16 protein-coding genes are annotated in these 22759 nt (G+C 50.3%); 8 read left to right on the top strand and 8 right to left on the bottom strand.

All coding sequences use genetic code 11. The features are described 5' to 3' along the window. Window positions 1–15: 15 nt before the first annotated feature. From KKH67_09465 to KKH67_09480, 4 genes are all read right to left on the bottom strand, one after another. On the bottom strand, window positions 16–1440 hold the full coding sequence (locus tag KKH67_09465) for an aldehyde dehydrogenase family protein (protein ID MBU1319407.1): 1425 nt from the start codon (window positions 1438–1440) through the stop codon (window positions 16–18). 24 nt (window positions 1441–1464) lie between these two features. Beyond that, window positions 1465–3267: a hypothetical protein gene (locus KKH67_09470; protein ID MBU1319408.1), complete on the bottom strand. Its 1803-nt coding sequence runs from the start codon at window positions 3265–3267 to the stop codon at window positions 1465–1467. Between the two features lie 134 nt (window positions 3268–3401). Further along, complete coding sequence (locus tag KKH67_09475) at window positions 3402–3755, bottom strand: response regulator (GenBank protein ID MBU1319409.1); 354 nt, start codon at window positions 3753–3755, stop codon at window positions 3402–3404. 26 nt (window positions 3756–3781) lie between these two features. Further along, on the bottom strand, window positions 3782–5419 hold the full coding sequence (locus KKH67_09480; GenBank protein ID MBU1319410.1) for a GAF domain-containing protein: 1638 nt from the start codon (window positions 5417–5419) through the stop codon (window positions 3782–3784). 117 nt (window positions 5420–5536) lie between these two features. Here KKH67_09480 and nadC point away from each other — a divergent pair, with 117 nt between their 5' ends. From nadC to KKH67_09500, 4 genes are all read left to right on the top strand, one after another. After that, window positions 5537–6382 carry a carboxylating nicotinate-nucleotide diphosphorylase gene (gene nadC, locus KKH67_09485; GenBank protein ID MBU1319411.1) on the top strand — a complete coding sequence of 282 codons (846 nt, stop codon included), beginning with the start codon at window positions 5537–5539 and terminating at the stop codon, window positions 6380–6382. 1 nt (window position 6383) lies between these two features. Next, on the top strand, window positions 6384–7370 hold the full coding sequence (locus tag KKH67_09490) for a biotin--[acetyl-CoA-carboxylase] ligase (protein ID MBU1319412.1): 987 nt from the start codon (window positions 6384–6386) through the stop codon (window positions 7368–7370). 146 nt (window positions 7371–7516) lie between these two features. Then, a complete protein-coding gene (locus tag KKH67_09495) occupies window positions 7517–9022 on the top strand; it encodes a hypothetical protein (protein MBU1319413.1) in 1506 nt (501 codons plus the stop codon). 151 nt (window positions 9023–9173) lie between these two features. Then, a complete protein-coding gene (locus KKH67_09500) occupies window positions 9174–9956 on the top strand; it encodes a PhzF family phenazine biosynthesis protein (protein MBU1319414.1) in 783 nt (260 codons plus the stop codon). Window positions 9957–10074: 118 nt separating this feature from the next. Here the strand turns inward: KKH67_09500 and KKH67_09505 are convergent, their stop codons facing one another. Continuing rightward, window positions 10075–10971: a DMT family transporter gene (locus tag KKH67_09505; protein ID MBU1319415.1), complete on the bottom strand. Its 897-nt coding sequence runs from the start codon at window positions 10969–10971 to the stop codon at window positions 10075–10077. Window positions 10972–11263: 292 nt separating this feature from the next. On the opposite strand from KKH67_09505, the gene KKH67_09510 reads away from it, so the two are divergent. Next, the gene (locus tag KKH67_09510) at window positions 11264–11848 is read left to right on the top strand and encodes a peroxiredoxin (GenBank protein ID MBU1319416.1); all 585 of its coding nucleotides are present in this window, start codon (window positions 11264–11266) and stop codon (window positions 11846–11848) included. Window positions 11849–11982: 134 nt separating this feature from the next. Here KKH67_09510 and KKH67_09515 read toward each other — a convergent pair whose 3' ends face one another. After that, on the bottom strand, window positions 11983–13173 hold the full coding sequence (locus KKH67_09515; protein MBU1319417.1) for a polysaccharide pyruvyl transferase family protein: 1191 nt from the start codon (window positions 13171–13173) through the stop codon (window positions 11983–11985). After that, window positions 13173–14693 carry an oligosaccharide flippase family protein gene (locus KKH67_09520; GenBank protein MBU1319418.1) on the bottom strand — a complete coding sequence of 507 codons (1521 nt, stop codon included), beginning with the start codon at window positions 14691–14693 and terminating at the stop codon, window positions 13173–13175. The genes KKH67_09515 and KKH67_09520 overlap by 1 nt, the downstream gene beginning before the upstream one ends. Window positions 14694–15315: 622 nt before the next feature. Between KKH67_09520 and KKH67_09525 the strand changes: the two genes are divergently transcribed. The 3 genes from KKH67_09525 to KKH67_09535 all read left to right on the top strand — a co-directional run bounded on the left by KKH67_09525 (window position 15316) and on the right by KKH67_09535 (window position 21416). Then, entirely contained in the window at window positions 15316–18315 is a 3000-nt protein-coding gene (locus KKH67_09525; GenBank protein ID MBU1319419.1) for a hypothetical protein, read from the top strand. Window positions 18316–18618: 303 nt separating this feature from the next. Further along, complete coding sequence (gene trkA, locus KKH67_09530; GenBank protein MBU1319420.1) at window positions 18619–19974, top strand: Trk system potassium transporter TrkA; 1356 nt, start codon at window positions 18619–18621, stop codon at window positions 19972–19974. Then, window positions 19971–21416 (top strand): TrkH family potassium uptake protein, encoded by a 1446-nt coding sequence (locus KKH67_09535; GenBank protein MBU1319421.1) that lies wholly within the window; start codon window positions 19971–19973, stop codon window positions 21414–21416. Before trkA ends, KKH67_09535 begins: the two co-directional genes overlap by 4 nt. 16 nt (window positions 21417–21432) lie before the next feature. Here the strand turns inward: KKH67_09535 and KKH67_09540 are convergent, their stop codons facing one another. Beyond that, complete coding sequence (locus KKH67_09540) at window positions 21433–22509, bottom strand: hypothetical protein (GenBank protein MBU1319422.1); 1077 nt, start codon at window positions 22507–22509, stop codon at window positions 21433–21435. Window positions 22510–22759: the final 250 nt, after the last annotated feature.

Below are 22759 nucleotides of genomic sequence, written 5' to 3' on the forward strand. Positions count from 1 at the left end.
TCTGGGGAACCTACCCTACTTTAGATTCATCGAGAGTATCTTGATATCGGTGTAATCTTCGATAGAATAGCGGATGCCTTCGCGTCCCAAACCGGAATCCTTCATGCCACCGTACGGCTGATGATCTGCGCGATATGTCGGGACATCATTGATCACAACACCGCCCGCCTCGATTGTCTCGAACGCATACCAGATGTCTTTCATTCGGTTTGTGAACACACCCGCCTGCAATCCGAAATCTGAATCGTTGATCTGTGCGACGGCTTCTTTGAAGTCTGTATACTTGAGGACCGATACCAACGGCGCGAAGACCTCCTGCGCGCAGACTTTCATATCTGGCTTCACATCAGCAAGGATCGTCGGCTGCACATGCCCGCCAAGACGCTTGCCACCGGCTACAATTTTAGCGCCATGGCTCACAGCCTCTGCAATCCAATTCTCAATCCGGATCGCCTCTTTCTCTTCGACTACCGGTCCGATATCGACACTTGGATCGAGCGGATCACCGACTCTAAGCTCGTTAACTTTCTCTGTGAACAGGCTGATGAACCTGTCATAGATGCTCTCGTGCAAATAGACTCTCTGCACCGAAATGCAGCTCTGCCCCGATGCGGCAAAGCCGCCGAAGATCATTCGGCTGACCGCGTACTCGACATCGGCATCATCGGCTACGATCGCGCCGGCGTTGCCGCCGAGTTCGAGCACTACACGTTTCTTGCCTGACTTCTCTTTAATCATCCAACCGACCAACGGTGATCCGGTGAATGTGATCACTTTGACTCGCGGATCCCGGAGCAGCGGGGCTGTATCTCTTGACGATGCCGGGAGTATCGATACGACGCCTTTCGGCAAATCTGTCTGATCGATAATCTCAGCGAGTTTGAGAGCAACAATCGGTGTTTTGGATGCGGGCTTGAGGACGATCGTATTCCCGGATGCCAGTGCCGGGCCGATCTTGTGTGCGACGAGGTTAAGTGGGAAGTTAAACGGCGATATTCCGGCGACGACTCCCATAGGGAAGCGCCTCACCACGCCCCAGCGCCCCTCGGAACCTGCCTGCCAATCCATAGAGATCAGCTCGCCTCCGAGTCTCTTCGCTTCTTCAGCAGATATCGCAAAGACTGAGACTGCCCGATTAACCTCACCGAGTGAATCTTTGATCGACTTGCCCATCTCGCGTGTGATTGTCTCGGCAAACTCGTCTTTGCGCTTCTCGATTTCGGAGGAAATGAACTGCAGCGCATCAGCTCTTTTGTAACTCGGAAAAGACCGGTATGCATGAAAAGCCTCATTCGCTTTCTCAATTGCAGTCGTGAAGTCATCAGGAGATGCGGCGGCGACAGTCCCGACAAGAGACTTGTCGAAGGGATTGATTACATCAATCGTCTGATTTGAATCCTTCCATTCTCCGGCGAGGTAGAGTCTGTGTTTCTGGGCCATCATCAAGCTCCCTTCCAGCTATCTTTATGATTTGAGCATTCTCTCCTGCTCATGCATATACATAATCAGAGTCCCAATATTCATCAGTTGCATCTTGTTCAAACGTCCCGCCAGCAGTTTTGTCAAAACGGATGAATTGAGTTGCTCATTGACTAATTGCGACTCGCTCGCCAGCCGAACCAGTGCATCGACAAGCTGCTCGTCCTTGTATGTGCCGTAGGCCCCTCTGACGAGCAGCCGTCTGCCGATTTTCCGTATCACAGGTTTGGAGCTCATCCAGAGCCTCATCTGAGGAACGATTCTGGCCCAAACCGAAGTTATGGGAACCTTAAGGTCGGCGTATTTAATTTTCTCGCTGCCCGGTTTGAGTGCAGCGAGGAAGCACTTAATCAGACCGAATCGCTTCTTATAATGATCCGGGATGTTCATCAGCGTGAGGAATACCGGTAACGAGTAGAACTGCGACGCTGTCCAGAATCCGATACGGTTGCGATCCTGACCTTCCATGAAATACCGGTTCTCGCGGTCGAGCAGCATGAATCTTGCAAACTTCAGATCGTAGTCTTCCTCCGGGAACGAATCAAATGTCTCAATCGAGGCCGTGTACAAATCTGCCGGTGCGATGCCGAACAGTTCGGCACAAATATCGATGTCGAGAATTCTCGGCGCGATCATGGTCAGGTTCAACATGTCATTGATATTGGAGAATGCCTGCTCAGGAAGACGGGAAGTCTTGACAGCCTCTCCGCCATCTCCGGTGTAGTAGGTTAAACGTCTGCCGAATTTCTCTCTGACTATTTCGTATAGTTCGAGCGATCCTGCCATCGCAATGCTGTTTATTCCATCTTTTGCCAGGCTGAATTCCAGCATCCGATCAATTGTAGGATTGTGCACTTTGAATGTGATGTGATTGGTCCGCATGAACTCGGCGACTTCGGCCGCCACAGTTACGTCGTACCTGTTTGCTTCGTCAAAATCGAGAGATGTGACTGTGTGTATATTGTCAGCCACAGCAGCCAGACCAGCCAGAACACACCTCGAGTCCATTCCTCCACTCAGACCGACGACTGTCTTGTCTCCTTTGCGCCACTCCACACGGCGAGTTGTCGCCTCCCTAAATCTGTCTGCTAGTTTCCCGGCAGTCTCTGCGACCGGAGTAGATGCTTGACTGCGAGCCATTCTCCATTGCCAGTAAGTCAATATTCGCGGAGCGTTGTCGCCCGGCTTGAAACGGAGGGCGGTCCCAGGGAGAAGCCTGCTGATGTTTGCATTATGCGTTCTCGAATGCAAGGGGAATCCATAAATGAGCTGTTCAGCGGCGCCTATCGGATCGATCAGAAGCCTGCCAGTTACACTGACAATGAACTTATGTTCTCTGCCGACCATCAATTGGCCTTTTTCAAAGCAATGGAACAATGGTAGCTGACTGAGAGCATCGGGTAGTATCGCGACTTCGCCGGTACGTTTCGAGATCACCACTATCACAAATGGACCGTCTCGTTCCATCAGCCACCGGGAAATTCGGCCATCATCGATCTCGGAATCACCGTCGTCGCACCATCGGGCTACAAGCTCGAGTTCGCTATTCAGATCGCGTTCAGCGAGATCGTATATGGCTCCCTCAACCAGCACGATGTGGTTGGTCAGATCAAGGACCGATCGCGGATACTCGGGGTATGCTGTGAAGCCAAGGAAAGCGCTGTTCGAATTGTATATCGTCTCTGCCAGATAGTCTGCGTCGTGACACATGCCAGCAATCGCTTTTCGGCAGGCCGCAAGTTCGGTATCACGAATTTTGGGGGATACTAACAGGCTTAGGCCGGGCAACTGCATACTCCTCAGTTTTATTCACAGCGAACAGCGGCCTCAAATGTAGAACGGACTGTATCGGTTTGCAAGGGAAATGTGACCCTTTTGCGACTCGGTTCTGCTCTCAGAAGATAGACTGACACGAAAATATTTTAGTTAGCAAGCAGCTCTCTGATTTTCGACTTTAGCTCGCTGATATCCCCTGATTTGATAAGATAGGCATCAGCTGCCCATGAACTGAAGTCGTGCTTGTAATGATTGTAAGCCGTGTTGAGAATCACAGGTCTTTCTCTGTTCTGATACTTCAGATCACTGAGCACTCGCAGGCCTTCTTCCTCGCCAAGTTTTAGGTCGAGCACGACCAGATCCGGCTGAAACTCCTCGGATACTCTCAGCGCCGCTTCCCCTGATTCAGCTGTGGCGACGCTGTACCCTTCCTCCTCGAGTTCCATCCTGTACAGCTCGAGAAGGTTCTTCTCATCTTCAACTATGAGTACTTTTCCCATCGCTTTCCTCTTCTCCATAAGTGTCCCTACACCTCTTTAACATGCCGATTGGTCGGCAAGTTCACTGTGAATGAAGATCCTTCTCCAAGTGTCGATGAAACTTCAACGAAGCCCCCATGGTCGGCGACTATTCGCTTTGAGACAGGAAGGCCGAGACCCGCTCCAGAGCTCCGAGTGGTAAAAAACGGCTTGAATAGATTGTCAATCGTTTCCTGTGACATACCGCATCCTGTATCTGTTACCCTGAACCATTCCCAGCCTCCATTTGTACCTGTGGAGACTGTTAGAGTTCCACCATCGGGCATGGCCTGTGTAGCATTTTCAATAAGATTGAACACTACCTGTTTAAGCCTGTCCCGGTCGGCTTTGACTGTTGAGGTTGCGCTTGTCAGCTCGATGTGCACCTCGATATTGGCAAACGACAATTTATCCGCCAAAATCTCAAGAGTCTCCGATATTAGCTCGTTTAGATCGAGGACAGTAAGATTTAGCTTACGTTTCTTGGAATAATCAAGAATCCCGACCGTTATCCCTTCTAACCGAGTGATTTCACTCACGATCACATTCAGATCCTGGGTGATGTCGTCACCGCGCCCGTGTGACCGGAGTGCTCGCCTGCCGTATCCGCCAATAGTCGCAAGCGGGGTCTTTAGTTCGTGGGCGATTGTTGTCGCAAGCCTGCCTGCCTCAACGAGACGCTCCGTTTGGATCAGATATTCCTGGTTATTGTGCAGGAGAGCATGCACATGCTCAAGCTCCGCGATGCGCAATTCGAGCTGATTATGCAGTATCAGATTGTCGATCTTGGATGCCGCGAGGTAGGAAAGCGTTTCCAGCATGGCTATCTCATCGTCTGTAATACTTCCGGAAGTGATTGGATTGTCAACGATCAGCACTCCAAGCGCGCTCTCTTTACAGATGATAGGCACGATTGCACAGGCACGCCCTCCGAAGATAGCGAGCAAATTGCGATCTGTGATATGCTCCGCAGTGGCATGTTCGACTTTGAAAGACTTTCTCTTGATGAGCGCCTCCGGGAGCAGGCCGAACTCGGAAGTCATGGGAACGTAGATATTCTTGACAATCTCTGTCAAATCGTTGTCCGGAAGCTCCGGTTTGTCCAGAATTCTCTGCATCATATCGGAGAATGTGAGCCGGGATTCATGGATGAACCCCCATGTTGTTCTGTACTTTCCGAGATCGACATGCCCGAAGCCGAGCTGACCCTCAAGTGCGCGTCGCGGCTGATTGACCAGAAAGACAACTGCTCTATTGAAGCCGAAAGCCTCACCTGCAGTAACCGCCGTCAGAAACACCTTCAGGCAGTCCTTGAGATTCAAGGCTTTGAGGAGAAATTCAGCCACAGTTTCCAGAACGGTTAATTCCGCGATTCTCCTGCTGAGATTCTCAGCCGAGCTCGATAGTTCAGAATTGTATTTGGCGAGCATCGAGATCAGTTTGCCGACAGCCTCCTGTATGAGTCGGTCAGAACTTCGCCGCCCTGCAGATCGATTTATCGCCTTGTGAAAATCATCGCACTTCAGGCAGTTGTCGATCATCTCTTTCCGCAGATGAATCTCTTCTATCGGTTTCCCGCTGAGCGCAATATCAATCCAGCAATCAGGACTCTCCGAAGAGCTTGTTTTGCAAATCCGGTCAGCCACTATGTATGCCTCCTGCGGGTTATCTAACTCAGCTGCGGCAAATGGTCAATTAAAATACGAGTTGACATCCGATTCTATTCGCCGTTTTTTCAGGGAATGAAACTCGATATCTCGCAGATGGATCATATTATCGAACTCGCCCTCCGTGAGGATATCGGCAGCGGCGACATCACTACGCTGGCCTGTGTCGATCCTGCAGTACATGGTGAGGCTGAGATTGTGAGTTGGTCAGATGGTGTGCTGTCGGGGCAGGATATTGCCTCAGAGGTATTTTGCAGGGTCGATGACTCAGTCAAGTATACGTCGCTTGAGCGTGATGGTTCTGAAATCTCCGGCGGAACTGACATCGCAGTGATTGGAGGAAAGCTTGCTTCCATTCTCACTGCCGAAAGAATAGCGCTGAATTTCCTGATGCGCCTTTCCGGAATTGCGACTCTGACAAGGCGATATGTCGATGAAATCAGCGGCACACGGGCGAAGATTCTTGACACCCGCAAGACCACTCCCGGACTTCGGCAGGCAGAGAAATATGCCGTGCTGTGTGGCGGCGGATCAAATCACCGTAAGGGCCTTAATGACATGGCGCTGATAAAGGACAATCATATCGAAGCGGCAGGGGGGCTCTCTATCGCTCTGAAAAGGACATTCGATTATCTCGCCGATGCAGGAAGGGACATTCCTGTCGATGTCGAGGTCGCTACCGATGATGATCTCGAGCAGGCTCTGAGCGGGGGTGCGTCATGGATTATGCTGGACAATATGGACATCGGCAGGATCAGGGACGCCGTCAGTAAGATTCGAGAGAAGGATGATCGGATCAAGATCGAGGTCTCCGGCCGTGTGACATTGTCCGGCCTTCGAGAGATCGCCGAGTGTGGCGTCGACTACATTTCCGTCGGAGCACTGACTCATTCTGCACCTTCTCTCGACTTCTCACTCAACGTTAGCAAGATCAGCAGGTGATATGGGAAGCCGTGTCGATGACATTGCCGTAGAACTCCTCGATCTTCTCAGAAATTCACCCGAGCGTTACTTCGTCGTACAGAAACTCGCAAACAAACTCTCTACTCATGGCAGATTCATAAATGAGGCTCTTCGCGGGCTCGCCGTCTGGGGTTACAAGTTCGATTTTGATGACAAGATGCGGGTCAAGTTCGTATCCGCGCCCGATTCGATCTTCCCCCATGAGATTCATCACTATCTGAAGACGAAGTTCATCGGCAGGAATATCATCTCGCATTTTTCCGTTCCCTCGACAAATTCGCTTGCGTTCAGCCTTGCCGACGAAGGTGCAGCCGAGGGTACTCTCGTGATCGCCGAGAAGCAGACATCCGGGCGCGGGCGGCTCGGCCGTAGTTGGCATTCTCCACAAAAGACCGGTCTCTGGTTTTCACTCATCCTGCGGCCTGATCTTCCGCCTGCAGGACTTCCTGGACTCTCTATTGTAACCGCTACTGCTTTGGCGGAGACAATCATATCCAGGCTCAAACTCCAAGCGAAAATCAAATGGCCGAATGACTGCCTCATCGATGGATTGAAAGTGGCGGGCATACTCACGGAGCTCTCTGCCGAACTTGACAAAGCGAAATATGTGATCGTCGGCACCGGCATCAATGTCAATCAGACACTGAGAAATTTCCCGCCACATCTAAAGCACAAGGCGACATCTCTCAGACTCGAAACCGGCACCGAAGTCAACCGCATCGAGTTTCTCGCGGATTTTCTGCTTAATTTCGAGAAGATGTATCTTCAGTTCAAGAAAGATGGTCTGAAGCCGCTGCTGCCGAAGATCAAGAAACGTTCATCACTGCTGGGCAGACAGGTGCGTCTGAAACAGGGGAAGAAGACCATCATTGCAAAAGCTATCGGCATTGGTATTGATGGCGCACTGATCGTCAAGCGCCGCAAAGAAACACTCCGCGTAACGGCGGGCGAAGTGACGGTGGTGTGAGGACGATTCTGGCAGACGCTATTTAAATAACTTGGAATAAACAGGTGCCATTCGTTATAAGAGTAGTAGGCAGGTTGTTCTTCAGCAGTGTGGATGCAATTGCCGCTTTCCGCACAGGCTTGCCGGAACTTGAAAGGGAGGAACAGATGAGACAGTTCATCATCACATTAATTCTTGTGATCTCTGTGGGTGCGCTTGCATACGCGGATGATTACATCCGCATCGACTCCGACTCGGTCGGAGCCGCTACAGCAGCCGATACGGTCTCTCAGGCATCCTGCGATCCGCCGGTAATCACGAACAAGCCGCCAAACGATACACTTGTAGCGGACAATTGCAACGAGTTGACGTATCAGTTTGAAGCCGATCCGGGCGGCGTTGGCGGTAATGGCTCGGTTTATTGGGACCTGTTTTGGGGATACGGTAATCTGGATAGCGCCAGTGGGCTTTACACATTCCAGGAGGATCAGGCTAACAACTATCCGATAATGATTCGCGTTGTAAATGACTGTTCTCCACCCAAGGCTGATACTTGCTTCTATACTGTCCGAGCTGAGACAGAGAAAGAGGTAGTGAAGAGGGTCAGAGACGGTTTACCGACCCATCCGATCGATCGTGCCAGATACGTGTTCGGCCCCGCCGAGGCCGAAAGCGTTGGCGTTTGGATTGAAACTAACGGAAGTACAGCCGAGCTGGAGGCGATGGGTATCAAGTTCCGACCTGCTGCTCGTCACAACGTCTACACTGCAGGACTTAGTATAGAAGAGTACTCAGAAATCAAGACCCTGAAATCCATTGTGCGGGTAACGCTGATGGGCACGCAAGACATCGCGTGGTCTACGGCTGCCATTCTCTCGCCAAAATCTCCGGACTTGGATACGAGTACTGCTTACTTCTTCGCCGATTCAGCAAAAGCACTGTATGGTACGGCTTGCCAGCCGCCGGTGATCACCAACAAGCCGCCGAACGACACACTGGTGGCAGATAATTGCAACGCACTGACATATCAATTTCAAGCCGATCCGGGCGGCGTTGGCGGTAATGGCTCGGTCTACTGGGAGCTGATGGGGGGGGCCGGGTTCGGCGACATTGACAGCCTCACCGGGCTTTATACATTCCAAGCGGATCAGATGTTCAACTACCAAATGCAAATACAGGTAGTTAATAACTGTTCCCCAGCCAAGGCGGACACTTGCTTTTTCATCGTCCGTGCAGAGACGGAGAAGGAGGTAGTCAAGAAGGAGCGCGATGGACTGCCAACCCAGCCGTGGGAGCGCGCGAGATATGTTTTCGGACCAGCTGAGGCGGAAAGCGTTGGCGTTTGGATAGAAACGAACGGCTCGACCGCCGAGTTAGAGGCGATTGGTATCAAACTTGGAAGTCCCCGCCGTTCCAATTTGTATACAGCGACTCTCAGCGTCAAGGAGTACATTGAGGTCAAGAAACTGAAGTCCGTAATTAAGATCTCACTGATGCAGCGAGGGGGCGGTGTTCAATGGTCACTCGACATTCAACCATTACCGCTTTCGCCCGACTTGGACACCAGCACAGCATATTTCTTCGCCGATTCTGCGAGGGCGCTGTATGGGGTGGACAGTGCACTTACTGCCATACGCCGCAAGAAACTACTTCACCTCTCGAATGATGAATGACACCGGTAGATGCATTGTCCTCAGATTTCGAGCACGTTTGGACTTCACCCTGCCTCTTTTCACGCCTTCTTCAACAAGGCGTTTCCTTTGAAACTTGAAACGTCTGCAGCCGTTATCACAGGGGAGAAGTAGATAAAAGAGAGGAAAAGACATGAAACTGCCGATTTATCAAATCGATGCTTTCACGGGCAAAGTCTTCGCAGGTAACCCTGCGGCGGTTTGTCCGCTCGAATCATGGCTCGATGACAAGACTCTGCAGTCTATCGCAGCAGAGAACAACCTGTCTGAGACCGCATTCTTTGTTCCGAAAGGTGATGCGTACGAGATTCGCTGGTTCACACCGGGAATCGAAGTCGAACTCTGCGGCCACGCCACACTCGCGAGCGCACACGTCATCTTCAACTATCTTGGATACAAGAATGATGTGATACGGTTCGAAACGCGCAAGAGTGGCGAACTGACTGTCAGGAAAGAAGGCGATTTGCTATCGATGAATTTCCCGAGCAGCAAACCAACGCCCGTGCCATGTCCGGGCGATCTCACAAGGGCGCTTCGCATCGAGCCGGTCGAAGTCCTGAAGTCGTCTGCATATCTCGCGATCTTCGAATCTGAAGACCAGGTTAGATCATTGAAACCCGATTTCCCGATCCTCAATGAACTCGACGCCTACGCCGTCATTGTGACTGCGAAAGGCAAGACAGTCGATTTCGTGTCGCGTTTCTTCGCCTACAAGATCGGCATTCCTGAAGACCCTGTCACCGGTTCGGCTCACTGCACGTCGGTGCCGTACTGGTCGGAGAAGCTCGGCAAGACCAAGCTGCATGCTCTGCAGGTATCCGAGCGCGGGGGAGAGTTGTTCTGCGAGGACCTCGGGGACAGAGTTAAGATATCGGGACGGGCTGTGCAGTACTTGATTGGGCAGATTGACATTTGAATCTGGTGCCACGGCTCGTGCGCAACGATGGATTGAGGGCCTTACAGCAAGCCAATCAGGATCATTATGTGCGCCGTCAGGAATCCCTTCCTGACGGCTGGAAAAACGATAATCGTCATCAAAAGAACGTCACGAGCATTGCACCACTGACTGCCAGCAGGATCGCAATGACTCGCTGCATGGTGATTTTCTCTTTGAGAAGCAGTGCGGCGAATATGAACACGAAGATGTTGCTTGTCTGATTGAGCGCCGCTGATATTGATACCTGCGTGAATTTCATCCCGCCGATCCAGAGCATCAGCGCGAAGTATGTGCCGGCGAAGGAACTTCCGAACAGATATATCCTGCCCTGCACCGCAACCAATGAAGCAGACATTGCCCTGCGACGCGTGTGAATCAGGAAGGCAGGAACCAACACCAGAAGGGCTCCGACGAGTCTTACCAGTGTCACCCAGAGGACCGGAGTCTCGTCGAGAACAGGTTTCATCAGAATAATCCCTGCCGCATTGCCGACCATGGCGAGTGCGCCGATCACTATTCCGAGTATCAGGTTGCGTGTTCCGATCTGCTGCTTCCGCCGATCGAGAGCCGTCGACAGAACTGCCGATACAATCAGTGCGACGCCGACAAGCTGGATAACACTCAAAGTATCCCCCAGAAATATCGCCGACAATGCAAACACGGATGGACTGTAAAGACATGCGACGATCGCCATCAAGCTGGCTCCGAGGAGATTTAGACTCTTGAAGTAAAGTGTGTCTGTGATCCCTATCCCAATGATTCCGCTCAACAGCAGTACAAGATAGTCAGAGACCGGCACAGGTTGAAGGAACTCTATTCCGAATATCAGCAGGGTTGGAACAAACAGAGTGACAGCAAGGACGTTCTTGAACAGGTTCAGGGCGAGTGGACTCACCGTCTCGCCACTCTTCTTGAACAGAATCACGGCGAACGCCCAGACGACAGCCGTCAGAACTGAAAGCACTTCTCCGAAGTATGGCATATCTTCCAGCATGCTGTTCGATTCTCCGTTCGATACCGAGTTGGCAGGCTACAATGCCTGATGCTCCATTGCGACCAACGAATGTACTCTGCGGCGCGCTCCAAAACAAGCGGAATGACGGGTAGTTTTAGGCACATCCTGAAAAGAGGATCTCGAATATACGTGCCTGGAACAATTCGCTGGTTTTTCTGTATTAATCAACTAAGGTAGTCAAATTTGAGACTGATATAATGCCGGAATAAGAGTTTTCGATATTGATGCTTTTTTGCTGGTTGAAACGTTACTCGACGAAAGGATAAGGAAAATGAGTCTGGTGAAAAGAGAAGCACCGAAGTTCACTGCTGAAGCTGTTGTTGGCAAGGATTTCAAACAGGTTTCGCTCGACGATTTTAAGGGCAAGTGGGTAATTCTGTTCTTCTATCCGCTCGATTTCACTTTCGTCTGCCCAACCGAGATCAATGCGTTCTCCGACAGCAACGAGAAATTCGCTGAATTGAATGCGCAGCTTATGTGCTGTTCGGTTGACAGCAAATACACTCATCTCGCATGGGTAAATACTCCGCGCAAATACGGTGGACTCGGCGACACCAATTTCCCGATACTTTCCGATCTCACCAAGCAGATCGGACAGGACTACGGCGTTCTGCTTGAAGATGCGGGCGTTACTCTCCGTGGGTTGTTCATCATCGATCCGGAAGGCAAAGTGGCGTACGAAGTCGTCCATGATCTCGGGATCGGCCGCAACGTCGAGGAGACACTCCGCGTGTTGAAGGCAATTCAGGCGAATTACGAGAGTGGAGAAGTCTGCCCGGCGAACTGGGCTCCCGGTGAGGATACTATGAAGGGCGATCCGGAAGGCGCCAAAGAGTACTTCTCGACTCACAACTAGATCGTACATACCTAAGTTATTATGCGGCGCTGTAGTCGAAGCATTTGAGCTTCTGCAGCGTCGTTTGAGGCTGCGCGTTGATGTCACGAGACACGGCTGACATCTTACTTGCCTCGTGCCGACAAACGTGAAGATTACAGTAGTTGAGATTTTTCAAGGTACTGTTGGAATAACTCGAAATTAAGATGCGATTGGTCTACCAGAGGAGGGACCAGCCTTCTAAGGTCAGCTGAGACTTTGCTCCCGGTCTCCCACAAACTATCAAAGACCTTGATCAGCTTAGGTCCGGTGAGACCATCGCGATCCAAACACCAATCATCTTGTCCAATCTTATGAAACAGTCGTTTGACCTTGGGCATGTATGATATCCCGATCACGGGGACTCCACTGGTGGCCGCGAAAAGCGCGGCGTGGAATCTCTCCCCGATCACAAAGTCCATTTTGCTGATAATACTCAGAATCTCTTTAGGACCGTATTCGTGCTCGACCAGCGTGACCATTTCTTTCCGATTGATCGCTTCATGGATCAACCGAACGTCGAGCCTGTCATCGAAGCCGCCGCCTGTTTGCATCGGAATGAAGCATATTCTTGCACCAAGCGTCTGTATAACATGATCGCAGAACTTGACCATAGCCGCTCGAAACCAGTCATCCTGCGCGTGACGACCACACAGACCGATCCCAATCAAGGGTGTGTTGTATGACTTCGATAATTCCTCTTTCCTGAGTATGTACTCTATCCTTTCCTCGGACACTGGCTTTAGAAGAAACGCGAAATCCTCGGTGACATGAATCGCTGATTCTGAAAGGCCTGTTTCCAGTAGTAGTTGTTGTGATTTGTTGTCGCGAACGCATATCAAGTCGGCTTTGTCCAGAGTACTCCTGAGGGCAGTGGCGGTATCATGGCGGTGGATCGGACCAACACCGACCCCGAGAAGGACAACTTTCTTCCCAAGTCGTTTTCCCCATCTTATTTTGTCAAGAAGCTGCTGGACATACTCGTTGGTGTGAGGATAGTCGAAGAACAACCCGCCGCCACCTATTATCAACATATCTGACTTGAGGTAGGTTCTTAGCGATTTTACGAAGTTGCTCCGATTCCTACCTAAGATCCCGACGGTGAATTTCGATGTGGACGTGGGCAGTATATTCTGTACAGCGTCCACTGCATGAAACCGTTTGGTAGACTCGACATCTCCGGAAAAGACCACAAGCTTGTCACGCAGACCGATTTTGTCCATCTGATCGACAAGAACACTCAGAATGGCTTCATCGCCGGTATTTCGATACCCAAAATAGCCGAGACACGAAATTCGTTTCAGCATTATCGCCTACCTTTCCCGATGAGACGATTGATAAGCGGTATTCTGGGAAGTACGGACTCCGTAGTGAGGATCTTGATCCTATGCACTCCTTCTCTCATTTTGGCCAGTTCAGTGGCAGTGTAAAACCGAAGAAAATAGAGCACTACGGGAAAGCAGCAAGCCAACGAGAATTTGGTGACAATAGACAAGAAAACGTTTGATATGTCTATTATAGATGCGATGGCAAGCAGTCCAAACGCACAGAATGTCATTTTGGCGATTCGAGCAAGCTGGTAGGGTATATTGTACAGCTTCTGTGATCGATTGTATACGAAACAAAAAATCACGCCGAAGGTAATCAATGTTGCAATAGATGCTCCCCACAGCTTGAGTTCCGGAATCAAGAGGAGGTTTGCTCCCACGTTCACCGCGGCGCCTATTCCGGATGCATAGGCCAGGTACTTCGTCTTCTTTTCCAGCAGCATTCCAAGCTGTGCGTAGGAGTAACAGCCCCACAATACGTATGATAAGATGATCATCGGAACATACATATATGCACTGTGGTATTCAGAATCAGCGACTATCGAGACTACATCCTTTATCAGAACAGAAACCCCGAGACCTATGAATAGCTGAACGAACAGAAAATAAGTGAAGACGTAAGAGTATGTCCTCTTCGCGTCATCCAGCCTGGCGATTTCGAATCTCTTGGGACCCCAGATAAGCATGAAAGGTGTCAGCACCAGGAAATTAGGGAGCATTCCGAATTTGTAAGCCAGCGAGTAAATCCCGACGTCGGAGAGAGACGCGAACCTCTGCAGGATGAAACGATCTCCAAAGTTGACAATAAACATCCCCAGCCAGCTTCCTATCAGTGGGGTTCCGTATTTGAGCATATCAAAGAATGTCTGGCGAGAAAACGATAAGCCGATTTGTCGAATGGTGAAAATTGTCAGGAAGACTCCAGTAACAGCACTTGTTAGGAGGCCGCCGAGAAGGATTCCTTTGACCCCCATTCCAAGATAGACAATGAATATGATATTTAGAGACAGGTTAATTGCCAACCTGACTAGATTGATGACATTATAGAGAACTGATCTTTCCCTGATGAGAAGAAGATTCATGGGAATCTCAATATTGAGGTTCAGAATCATAGTCACGAAAATCAGATGGAATAACTGGAGGTAGTCGGGAGACTTGAAAACAAGTTGTGATATGTCTCTGGCAAATAACAACAACCAAATTGCGGAAAAGGCGGATGCAACCCACAAGGTTATCATTGCCACACTGACAACGCGGTTTTGCCTCACCTGGTCATCATAGTCATGGTAGAGCCTGACAACCGACTGGGCTACCCCCATTGCCAGCAGCAAACCTATCAGATAAGAAGTCAGATCGAGCAGTTCCAGAGTTCCATACTCTTCGGTGGTCAGGTAGTGTGTGTAGACAGGGATCATCACGAAACCGACCATCCTGCTGGCCAGTGTGCCAGCAAGATAGACGACGGAGTGCTTGAGGATTCCCTTGATTTCAGCAAACATCTATTGACCGCTCCGGTAATGCGCCACGCGATATGGCAAATCCCCGGCTTCTATCTCTTTGCACATAATCCTCGGCGAGGCTGAGAAAAATCGCTTCTCATTTTGAAACTTATTGGAATGATTTCCACTACAAATTACTGGCATATTTGGAGAACTACTTGAGTTCATCAAGTTTTCTTCAATCGACGTTTTGAAGCAACTATAAGAGATATTATCTGAAGCCACAAGTTTTTTTCTGACGAAACAGAGATAGGGTGGTGTTCCGTCAGTAATGTTCTTCAACGGAATTCGGCTATGGGCTCATTGAGTTCTACATTAGATTTCTCGCTCATTGCTGCCAACACATGTTCCCGCCATCTCTGAATACCGAGAGTGGTGGATCGTCGAATCTATGATGACTTCTCACCTGTTCAAGAAAGGAATGGAATCAAGGATTGGACAATGTTGCGGGCAGTTGCAGGTGTTCTGCCTGCGTGCTGGCAATCCAAAGTTCTTGATGTATATTGAGATAGAAAAAACGTTGATTAGTTGCTTTCCGGAATAGGTTTTGCCTTGTAATTTGTCGATAAACTTCGTAATAGATAGTGGCATAGACTGTTCCAATAGAATGGAGTTTCATTGTATGTATACTAAGTGTATTGCTATGGTATTGGGTCTGGTGCTTGTGCTGTCGTTGTCAACACCTTCTGTTGCCACGACGTATTATATCTCGAAGTCGGGGAGTGATTCTTACTCAGGCACAAGCTGGTCGCAGGCATGGTTGACGATCGAGAAAGTGAATAGTGTACTACAAGCAGGTGACACTATCTTTTTCGGCACAGGAATTTGGTACAACTCGCAGATCAGGCCACCTGCGGGAGGCAGCTACTACAACAGGACAGTGTACGCCTGCTCCACGTACACTGACGCAACGCGGGGGAGAGCTCATATATGGGCTGGCGGTTTGCTGACTGGATGGACCTCGGTAGGAGGATACGTATACAAAGCCAGTTATAATGATAGCAGAAGTCACACCATGGGACAGGATCACGTGCTACTGGATCCCGAGGCGAGTGTTGCTGATGTCGATCAACCGGGCGAGTTTTTTCATGATGTGAGCAATAACCTCGTATATGTTTGGCCGTACGAAAGTAAGAATCCAAATAACTGCACGATGATTATTTCTTCCAACAAGGCGGTCTCTTTCGCTGTCTCCAACATCGGACACGTCCAATTCTTTGGCCTCGACTTCAAATACGGCGAACTTGCGACAGTCGACTTTCACGCGACGTGCGACAGCGTGTTCTTCATTCACTGTAATATCACTCACGGAAGTGGGAGTGAAGGAACCAATTGTGGCGCTGTCTTCTTCCGGGCCGATGGTCCATACCCAAGGGATGCCACAGATGACGCTACATTTGGGCGCTTCAATACATTCAGGGCATGCTCTCTCGGACATGTGATGGAAGAACGAGGACCCACTTATGGTCATATCATGACAACATACAATGAGAATCACGTTTACGTCGAGTCCTGCACTGTCTTCCCACCGTTTGGCAACGGAATTTACTTCAAAGACAAGATGGTAACGCCGAGACACACCGGAATGGTAGCCAGATTCAACACGATTCACGGTGCAGCACAGAGCGCTGTTCTTTGGACATCGCATGCGAACAGGGATAGTGTCTATGGAAATATCATCTATGACTGCGAAACGGGTATTATCAACGGGGGATCGAACAGCCCGCCGTTTGAAGGGCATCTGTTCATCTGTAACAACACGATCTATAACACACACGACGTTGCAATGAGTTTCGCTGACAACGGTGCAACTTGCGGGGACAGCAATAAAGTCAAGTATAATATCATCGCTGGCTGCGACTTGCCATTTGGTCGCCGAATAACTGGTTTCTCGTATGTAGAGCCAGCGTGTCTTCTGACGTACACAATCGATTCCAACATGTACTACAATCCAACCGAATGGTTCGATGTATGTGAACCGGATGTTTCGTTCGAGAACTGGCAAAATCACGGATATGATGTTCGTGGATATGACAATATCGATCCCGGTTTCGCAGATCTATCGTGGCTGAATCCCTGGTCAGCATATTCCAGACCGGGGGCTGCTGCAGAGATGAACCGAGCAGATTACGGCGACAGGCAATGGACCGTCTGGGGAGCGGTGCAGCAGGCCGCCAGCGGCTGTGATCCGCCCGGCTCGACCACCTTGATGAGTCCATCCAACGGAGCGTCGAACCTCGATCAGCCGATACTATTCGATTGGTCAGATGTCGGCGATGCTGATCTGTATCAGCTGCAAATAGACAACAATTCGAATTTCAGCAGCCCCGAAGCGACTTATCAGACTTCATCGTCAAGCCAGTCCGTATCCGGTCTGTCTGGAACGACAACATACTATTGGCGCGTGCGATCGTACAGCAACTGCGGGGGGTGGGGCAACTGGAGCACTAGCCGCAGCTTCTCGACTGCCTATAGCGGCTGTGACCCACCGGGAGCTCCGACGGTGATGAGTCCTCCGAATGGAGCCTCTGACGTGGCTCAACCTGTTCCGACCAATTGGAATGATGTGAGCACTGCGACACTGTATAACTTGCAGGTCGACAACAATTCAGATTTCAGCAGTCCGAATGTGAATGTCCAGCCATCAGTTTCTCAATACTCGGTTCCTGCGACGCTGACCCCGTCAACAGCATATTACTGGCGTGTGCGATCGTACAATAGTTGCGGATGGGGCGGATGGTCATCGACTCTTCACTTCATGACCGCAGCCGAATCTGGTGGAGACGATACAACACCGCCTGCGATATCGAATGTCCATGCGACAGACACAACAGCAACAACGGCGCAGATTCTGTGGCAGACCAACGAGCTGGCCACTTCCCAGGTCGTCTATGTGACAGGTATAGGATCGCCTGACAGCACGAATGAGACGACCACATTTGTATTAGATCATCAGAACATGCTGACTGGACTGTATCCCAATACCACGTACGAATACTGCGTCAAGAGCGCCGATTCATCGGATAACATATCCCAGAGCTTGTGGTATTATTTTAGAACAGCCGGGTTCATTGTCGGAGCTGACGAGACGCAGATCGAGGCGCTTGGAGAACCTGTATACTACACATCGCAGCCGACGCTTGTTGTCCGAAATGTTTCACAGTCTGACGAGAATGCATACTACTTCGAAGTTGCTACCGATTCTAATTTCGTTAATTCGGTGACGGCGTCCCAGGCGGTGGATCAACAGGAGGGTGGCACAACCGGCTGGAAGGTTTCGAGCCGATTAGATGAGGACCGGGACTATTATTGGCGTGCAAGCGCTAACCTTGAGCAACACTCTAATGTTTCACGGTTCCGCGTGAAGCCGAAACCGCACACCTATCCAGATCCATTCAACCCGCATGAGACACCTTTCGTTACATTCACGGACATTCCTCCGGGATCGACTCTGAAGATCAAGACTCTTCAGGGAGAGACTGTCTGGACATCAAGTAACGATGAGAAGGCGGAGGTAATCTGGGACGGTATGACCGATTCCAGGATGGAGGCAGCAGCGGGCGTATACATCTGGATCGTCGAGGATACCGATATTCGCGGAAAACTGACTGTGATAAGATAATAATCGATCGTTGAATAACCGATCTGCAGGGCTGTGCTTAATCGTGCGGTCCTGCTCTTTTTTATGCCTTATTCCCGGTACTAACAGGAACTTTCCAACCGAATTCTCATTCTTTCGGTGCTCTTTCGCCTGTAGCCCAAGGCAGAGCAGCGACATAGACAGGGTGATCACATGCTGCAAATCGCTGCAATTTGTCGCTTTTTAGGGCGGGGAGCCATTTTGCATTCTCGCGGGAGAATAAAAAAGTTTGACAACAACGGCCGCCTCAACTAAGTTTTCGCCTGACAGCAGACTGGAGTTGCCGTGAATATAACCGTAATCGGTATGGGAGAAGTCGGCAAGCATATAGCCGGCTTTCTTGCTGCAGAAGAACATGATGTCACGATCATAGATTCCAATCCTCTCTCGGTTGCAGATGCCGAGGAGAGAATGGATGTCATGGCGCTGGTCGGTCAGGGTGGGAGCATCAAGTGTCTTAGGAAGGCTGAGGTTGCCAAAGCCGACCTGGTCATAGCTGTCACGGATGACGATGAGGCCAACATGCTGGCCGCTCTCGGTGCTAAGAGCCTTGGTGCAAAGAAGACTATCGCGAGAATATCTTCGCGAGAATATCTCGAGGGTGAGTCGGGCGTCTATCACGATGTGATGGGCATCGATCTGGTGATATGTCCTCAGATTCTCTCGGCGCTCGAGATAACCAAGCTTGTCAAGTCTGTCGGCGCATTGATGGTAGAGAATTTCGCAGAAAACCGCGTGGAGTTGATTCAGCTTAAACTCAATGAACAGCTCAAGATAGTGGGGAAGACTCTCAAGGAGGTCACCATGCCTCCAAACACACTCATAGCCGCAGTGGCTCGGGACGATCGTGTAATCATCCCTTCTGGCGACGATGAGTTGCTGCTTAATGACGAAGTCCTTGTGATCGGTATGATCGAGGCTATCGAGCAGGTCGAGGAGCTCTTCGGCAAGAAGCATCGCGGCAAGGCGAGAAAAGCAGTCATAGTCGGAGGGGGTGAAATAGGATTCTCGCTCGTTCAATCACTCAAAGGCGAGCAAATAGAAGTCACATTGATCGAGAAGGATGCCGAGCGATGCAAGTTTCTCTCCGAATCGCTGGAAAATGCCTTGATTATCAATGGTGACGGCACATCAATGGATATTCTCGAGGAAGTCGGCGTTGCGGAATGTGATATCTTCATCTCTGTCGTGTCGCGTGGCGAGGAAGTCAATTTGCTTACCGGTCTTCTCGCAAAGAAGATGGGTGCTCGCAAGAGCGTCGTGCTTGCGAACAAACCGGATTATAGGGAGCTATACGAGCAGCTCGGAATCGATGCTGTCGTCTCTCCGCGTCTCGTCGCTGCAAATCAAATCATGAAGTATGTCAGGGCGGGAAGGGTCGTATCGACTACCATTATAGAAGAGGGCAAGGCAGAGATCCTTGAGATTATTGCTCCTCCATCTTCCCGGATAGTCGAGAAGTCACTGAAAGATCTCAACTTTCCCAAAGGAGCTGTTATTGGTGCGGTCGTCGGTCCGAAAGGTGTTATGATTCCTACAGGAGACGATACGATCGCGCCCAACTCAACTGTGATCGTCTTCACGATACCATCCGCGCGCAAGAGAGTCGAGAAGCTCTTTAAGATAAAGATGTCAGAATGAATTACAAGACAATCGCCAGGCTCCTGGGGTTACTTCTCATTGGCGTATCAGTTTTCATGGCTACCGCGATTGTCTTCGCTGTTCACTCGGACGGCATCCGCAGCATTGTCACATTCTCCGTGGCGTCTGCGATAACTGCGGGAGCTGGGCTGCTGCTTTACATGCCGAGTAGAAAAGAGAAAGTATCCATTCATCCGAGGGAGGCTATAGCAGTTGTCACGCTCGGCTGGATCGCAATATCACTCTTCGGCGGCATACCGTATATGATCGACGGTACACTCACAAATCCGGCGGATGCATTCTTCGAATCGGCATCCGGCTTCACGACTACCGGATCATCGGTCATGACAGATATTGAGTCATCGTCCAGATCCATACTCTACTGGCGATCGCTTACGCAATGGCTCGGAGGCATGGGGATTATCGTGCTGTTTATCGCGATCCTGCCGCAGCTCGGTGTAGGCGCTAAGCACCTGTTCAAGTCGGAGGTTCCCGGTCCCATCACCGAGACTTTGAAGCCGAAACTGAAGCAGACTTCCAGCATCCTTTGGAAGATTTACATAGGATTCACAGCGACACTTCTCGTCAGCCTCATGCTTGCAGGCATGAGTTTCTTCGATGCCCTCTGCCATTCCCTAACATGCATGGCAACGGGTGGTTTCTCGACAATGAACATGTCCATAGCACATTATGACAGCGCGGCAATTGATGTCATATTGACATTCTTCATGCTCTTCGCCGGTATTAACTTTGGGTTGTACTACGTTCTGACGAGGGGGCGGATCAAAGACTTTGTCTCAAATGTGGAATTTCAGGTATATATCGCTGTTAACGTTGTGGCGATTCTGCTGATCGCACTTAATATCATGGGACGGCATCCCAATTTCTTTGAGGCCCTCCGGTATGCATCGTTTCAGACTTTGTCGGTTTCGACCGCTACCGGCTTCGTGACCGACAATTTCGACCGGTACCCATCCTTCTCCAAGATCCTGATGGTAGTACTGATGTTCATGGGTGGATCCGCAGGGTCGACAGCAGGGGGAATCAAGGTCTCGCGAATCGTGATTCTCGTGAAAGCCGCGTACAATGAGATTTACAAGGCATTTCATCCCCACGCGGTCTTTGCCGTCAAAGTCGGCAAACAGGTGATTGATGAAACCATCATAAGATCAGTGCTGATTTTTGTCGGTGTGTTTATCCTTTCATGGGTCGTAGGCACACTTGTGATGGCATCCATGGGGCTCGATATGGCGACTGCCGCTTCATCTGTCGTCGCTTGCATGTCCAATGTTGGCCCCGGGCTCGCCAGGGTCGGCGCTATCGAAAACTTCGCATTCATTCCCTGGGGCGGTAAGCTCTTTCTCTCATTCATGATGATCCTCGGAAGACTCGAACTCTTCACAGTGCTCGTGCTGCTCATCCCCGATTTCTGGCGACGATAGTCAGGAGTCTAAGCCGTCAATCAATCCAGTCAGCCATGAACACATTGGTTTCGCCCGGCTTGTCATTGTGTCGATTCGAACAGAACAGAAGCTTCTTTCCGTCGTGTGAAAACATGGGGAATCCGTCGAACGTCGAATTGTAAGTGATTCTCTCCAGACCGGAGCCGTCGTCATTGACCATGAACAGATCGAAGTTCCGCCTCGGCGCAACCGTGTCGGCCAGATTAGAGCAGAATATTATGCGCTTGCCGTCAGGATGAAAATAGGGCGCGAAATTAGCCGCGCCGTTGTTGGTTATTTGGCGACGATTCGAACCGTCCGCATCCATCACGAATATTTCGAGCTTGCCGGGGCGTATCATGTCCTGATCAAGGAGGTTCCTGTAGTCCTCAATCTCTGCGTCTGTCTCCGGTCGGGAAGCTCGATAGACTATCCTCTTGCTGTCCCTTGAGAAGAATGGGCCGCCGTCATATCCGGGTGAATCTGTCAATCTGCGCACATCGGAGCCATCAGGCTTCATCGTGTAGATTTCAAGATCACCGCTGCGCAGCGACGTGAACGCGATCATAGATCCATTGGGAGAGTAAACAGCCTCAGCATCATACCGCGGACTATTTGTCAGATTCACGAGGTTCGCGCCATCAAGATCAGCTTGAAAGATATCAAACCCCGGATAGAGAGCCCACACATATCCTTTCGACATGTCTGCCGGTGGCGGGCAGTCGTGAGATGACAGGTGCGTAGATGAATAAATGATCTTCTTGCCGTCAGGCTGAATAAACGCGCAAGTGGTGCGGCCCTTGCCGGTAGAGACGAGAGTGATGTCAGAACCGTCGGCGTTCATCGTAAATATCTGATCGCACTGAAATGTGTCTCGTGTCGCTTGAAAAATAATCTCGTCCCCGTTGTACGAGAAATACGCTTCAGCATTCTCGCGACCAAATGTGAGCTGTCTCACATTCGCGAGATGGCGCCCTTCACTGGAAAACAGAAGGCTCATAGTATCAACGGTCGCCTGCGATCTTGAAGTATCTTGCTTCTGAGTGTTTGTATCCGAGCATGCGACGAGCATCGCCGCGAGGATAGTCAAGATCAATCTAAGGGCAATTGCCATTTGTTCCTCCTCTATGGTATTCAACAGCCACTATCCGAACCCACTCAAAGTACACTAAGAATGTCCCTTAATCAACATTATTGTCGGATCGGAGTACAATAATCAAAGCTGGTAAAACTTGCTAAGTCATTGTTATGTCAACACATAACGGAAATCGTACGAATTCCATCGATTTTTGAAACTTAATCTGCACTTTTTTGTAATTGTTATTAGATGTGATTGAAAGGAG

The organism is Candidatus Zixiibacteriota bacterium, from assembly GCA_018820315.1.
GTDB lineage: Bacteria > Zixibacteria > MSB-5A5 > JAABVY01 > JAHJOQ01 > JAHJOQ01.

Bases quoted from the DNA above. Each gene is read 5' to 3' on its own strand.
- KKH67_09475 (MBU1319409.1), bottom strand. From the start codon at position 3,755: ATGGGAAAAGTACTCATAGTTGAAGATGAGAAGAACCTTCTCGAGCTG.
- KKH67_09510 (MBU1319416.1), top strand. From the start codon at position 11,264: ATGAGTCTGGTGAAAAGAGAAGCACCGAAGTTCACTGCTGAAGCTGTT.
- KKH67_09535 (MBU1319421.1), top strand. From the start codon at position 19,971: ATGAATTACAAGACAATCGCCAGGCTCCTGGGGTTACTTCTCATTGGC.
- KKH67_09490 (MBU1319412.1), top strand. From the start codon at position 6,384: ATGGGAAGCCGTGTCGATGACATTGCCGTAGAACTCCTCGATCTTCTC.
- KKH67_09505 (MBU1319415.1), bottom strand. From the start codon at position 10,971: ATGCTGGAAGATATGCCATACTTCGGAGAAGTGCTTTCAGTTCTGACG.
- KKH67_09465 (MBU1319407.1), bottom strand. From the start codon at position 1,440: ATGGCCCAGAAACACAGACTCTACCTCGCCGGAGAATGGAAGGATTCA.
- KKH67_09520 (MBU1319418.1), bottom strand. From the start codon at position 14,693: ATGTTTGCTGAAATCAAGGGAATCCTCAAGCACTCCGTCGTCTATCTT.
- KKH67_09495 (MBU1319413.1), top strand. From the start codon at position 7,517: ATGAGACAGTTCATCATCACATTAATTCTTGTGATCTCTGTGGGTGCG.
- KKH67_09525 (MBU1319419.1), top strand. From the start codon at position 15,316: ATGTATACTAAGTGTATTGCTATGGTATTGGGTCTGGTGCTTGTGCTG.
- KKH67_09500 (MBU1319414.1), top strand. From the start codon at position 9,174: ATGAAACTGCCGATTTATCAAATCGATGCTTTCACGGGCAAAGTCTTC.
- KKH67_09515 (MBU1319417.1), bottom strand. From the start codon at position 13,173: ATGCTGAAACGAATTTCGTGTCTCGGCTATTTTGGGTATCGAAATACC.
- nadC (MBU1319411.1), top strand. From the start codon at position 5,537: ATGGATCATATTATCGAACTCGCCCTCCGTGAGGATATCGGCAGCGGC.